Below are 3,100 nucleotides of genomic sequence, written 5' to 3' on the forward strand. Positions count from 1 at the left end.
CATGAAGCAGACGGACTCCAAAGAGTGCCGCAACTGCCATGACGTCAAAGCCATGGACCCGGAGATGCAAGGCAAGACCGCGCAGACCCAGCACAAGAAACTGCTCAATGGCAGCAAGACCTGCATCGATTGCCACTACGGCATTGCACACAAAGAACCCGAAGGCGGCGTTGAACCACAAGACGTGGTGAACGAACTCGCCAAGAAATGATCCGCTCAAGGATCTCTCATTTGAAAGCTCCCCCCATGAAGAAGAACATACAGCACACTTTGCTGGCCATGCTGATCGGTGTCATCGGCGCAAGCCAAGCCGAGCACGCCAACGCTGCAGGCGATCCGAAGAAGGGCGCCGACGTTTTTGCAGGCGAATGCGGCGACTGTCACAGCCCCAAGGAAGGCAAGGCCAAAAAAGGCCCGCCCTTGTTTGGTGTCAATGGTCGCAAAGCAGCCTCCATCGCTGAATTCGCCTACTCAGACGCGATGAAACAAAGCGGCATCACCTGGACGCCGGACAAGATCGACCTCTACATCACCAAACCCAAGAAGCTGGTACCTGGCGGCAAGATGAAGTACGACGGCCTGGATGACGCTGCCCAACGAGCAGACGTCATTGCCTACTTGCAATCGCTGAAGTAATCGAGCGCAGCCAGATGATGGCCGTTCAGTTGACCTGCGCGGCCTTGGGCTTGTCCGGCCACTCGACCTCCAGCGGGCTGGTGCACTCCAGATCCGCTGGGTTCATGTCACAACGGATGCGCTTGAGAACCTTGAGCGCTTTCTTGTCGTACAAGCCCGCTTCAGCGATCTCCACCCGCCCATCACGCAGCATGTTGATGTAGCGGGCCAGATCTGCCGGCGGGATCTCCATCCAGACCTTGGCGGGTAACTCGGCCTCGGCCTTGCGAATCATGTTCAGCGTGGGTTCAAACTGTGTCAGCCAGTACTGGCGGGACTTCAGCCCCGTGCCCGCGGGAAACTTGGTCTTGTTGATGATGATCTGGTAAGTCAGGAGCGTGATGGGCATGCGCGAAATCGCGCCCTTGCTGCCAATGCCCTTGTACAACTCCAGCGGCTTGTAGGCCAAGGCGGGCGCGAAGATCACGTCCACCAGACCGTTGTTGAACTTGCTGGCGAAATTGGTGATATCAGCCGGCACGGGTTGCGCACCAATGCGCGTGATGGCCATGGTCTGCACGCGGTCCACATCCAGCGCCGCGATGCGCTTGCCTGCTGCCGCCTCAACACTGTTGATCTTGCGGTCATTGACGATGGGATAGGCTGCCCCCATGGGGATGATGCCAGCCACCTCGTACTTGTCCTGCACCATCATCTTGGAGGCTGCAGGCGAAGCAAAGATCTCGATGGCCTTGCGCAGGATTTCGTAGCTGGCCTCCATGTCGATTTTGCCGTTGCGCGCAAAGGTCGTGGCGCCCATGGCATCTACCGTGGCAGCCACCAGGTTATAGGGCTTGCTGCGAAACGACGTCACGGCCATCGCATCACATTGGCCGCTGCGGAAATCCTCAGCCGCCACACGCTCATCGGTATAGGCCTTGAGTTCGATGTCGATGCCCATATTGAGCTTCTGCATGGCCAGCACGAAATCCTTGGCCGCAGCGTAGGCTGGCCCGGTTGTGCCCACGATGTCAAACACGCAAGCGACCTGCGCAGACCAAGCGGACGAACTCGCCAGCCCAGCCAGACCGACTGCCAGTGCGGCACCGAAACGAGTGAAAGAAAGAGAGCGCGCCATCGAGAAATCCATCCATGAAATCAGTGGCGCCAATCTACCAAACGCACCACGTGCCACGGCAAAGGGTTTCACCTGCTCACAAAGTGGCGACTGTCGCGAGGCGCCCCATGCATGTCATGACATCACCCTGAAGCCAGCCAACCAGCTAACTCTGCCGCTGAACGCACACCCACTTTGGCAAACACGCGGGCTCGGTGCACTTCAACGGTACGCACGGCAATGTGCAGCTCATCGGCAATCACCTTGTTGAGCTTGCCTGCCGCCACGCGATGCATGACCTCCTGCTCGCGCTCACTGAGACTGGCCAGGCGTGCCTGCCTTTCAAGCGAGTGCGCGTTCTGCGCTCGGGAGGCCGCCTCGACAGCCAGTGCTTGCTCGATGCGATCAACCAGTGTGTTGTCGCTATAAGGCTTTTCCAGAAAATCGAAAGCACCCTTCTTCAAGGCCTCGACCACCATGGGAATGTCGCCATGGCCGCTGAGGAACAAGACCGGGTTGCGCACGCCGATGGCCAACAAGGCCTCGTGCAGCATCAGGCCGGACATAGGCTCCATGCGCACATCCAGCACGAAGACACCTTGCACAGGGGTGCCGGATCTGGTCAGAAAGTCCATCAACGCCAGGCCACTGTCAAACGCATGCACAACCAGACCGCGTGAACCGAGCAAGAAGACCAGCGCATCGCGCACCACAGCTTCATCGTCAACCAGGTAGACCGTTCCCTTGTTCGACAGCGTATGTTGAATCGTCATGACAAGCTCCCGTCACCGGTGTCCAGGGAGGCATCCTGTCGAACCGGCAAACTGAATGTGAACACTGCGCCCCCCTCAAGGGCCTCGGACGCGTCCAGCGCGCCATAGTGCAACTCGATGATCGAGCGGCAGATGGCCAAGCCCATGCCCATGCCTTCCGACTTGGTGGAGTAAAACGGCGCAAACAGGCGCTCACCATCCCGGCCATGTAGCCCTGGCCCGTTGTCGATCACGCTCACCCGCACAAAGGCCCCCGCCTGGGTCGCCGTGACGTGTATCCGCCGCGCGCCGTCTTGCGTCGATAAGGCATCGCTGGCATTGCGAATCAGGTTAACCACCACCTGCTCGATCAGCACCGGATCGGCCATGACTTCAGGCAAGGCATCGTCACCATGGATATCAAGCTGGACCTGATACCTGGACAAGTCTCGTTTGAGCAAAGCAGCGCCGGAGTGAACCACGTCCATGATGCGACAAGGCTCGCGCTGGGGCTCTCGGCGCGTCAGGAACTCGCGGATGCGTTTGACGATACGACCGGCATGCGTGGCTTGCTCACCCATGGTCTTGAGCGCCTTCATGACCATCGGGTCCATGT

At 59.1% G+C, this 3,100-nt stretch carries 5 protein-coding genes; 2 read left to right on the forward strand and 3 right to left on the reverse strand.

Annotated elements, in window-relative coordinates:
- Together EPO09_RS08375 and EPO09_RS08380 are read left to right on the forward strand one after the other, a co-directional pair.
- On the forward strand, positions 1-211 hold a 211-nt coding region (locus EPO09_RS08375; protein ID WP_290642064.1), incomplete at its 5' end, for a NapC/NirT family cytochrome c.
- 35 nt (positions 212-246) lie between these two features.
- Positions 247-636 (forward strand): c-type cytochrome, encoded by a 390-nt coding sequence (locus EPO09_RS08380; RefSeq protein WP_290642066.1) that lies wholly within the window; start codon positions 247-249, stop codon positions 634-636.
- 25 nt (positions 637-661) lie between these two features.
- Here the strand turns inward: EPO09_RS08380 and EPO09_RS08385 are convergent, their stop codons facing one another.
- The 3 genes from EPO09_RS08385 to EPO09_RS08395 form a co-directional block, all read right to left on the reverse strand.
- Positions 662-1,753 carry a putative solute-binding protein gene (locus EPO09_RS08385; protein ID WP_290642068.1) on the reverse strand — a complete coding sequence of 364 codons (1,092 nt, stop codon included), beginning with the start codon at positions 1,751-1,753 and terminating at the stop codon, positions 662-664.
- A 122-nt stretch (positions 1,754-1,875) separates the two neighbouring features.
- The gene (locus tag EPO09_RS08390; RefSeq protein WP_290642070.1) at positions 1,876-2,505 is read right to left on the reverse strand and encodes a response regulator; all 630 of its coding nucleotides are present in this window, start codon (positions 2,503-2,505) and stop codon (positions 1,876-1,878) included.
- On the reverse strand, positions 2,502-3,100 hold a 599-nt coding region (locus EPO09_RS08395; protein ID WP_290642072.1), incomplete at its 5' end, for an ATP-binding protein. The genes EPO09_RS08395 and EPO09_RS08390, both read right to left, overlap by 4 nt.

Source organism: Aquabacterium sp. (assembly GCF_004297345.1).
Lineage (GTDB): Bacteria > Pseudomonadota > Gammaproteobacteria > Burkholderiales > Burkholderiaceae_C > Aquabacterium.

Coding starts and splice junctions, on each gene's coding strand:
- EPO09_RS08380 (WP_290642066.1), top strand. CDS start 247: ATGAAGAAGAACATACAGCACACTTTGCTGGCCATGCTGATCGGTGTC.
- EPO09_RS08385 (WP_290642068.1), bottom strand. CDS start 1,753: ATGGCGCGCTCTCTTTCTTTCACTCGTTTCGGTGCCGCACTGGCAGTC.
- EPO09_RS08390 (WP_290642070.1), bottom strand. CDS start 2,505: ATGACGATTCAACATACGCTGTCGAACAAGGGAACGGTCTACCTGGTT.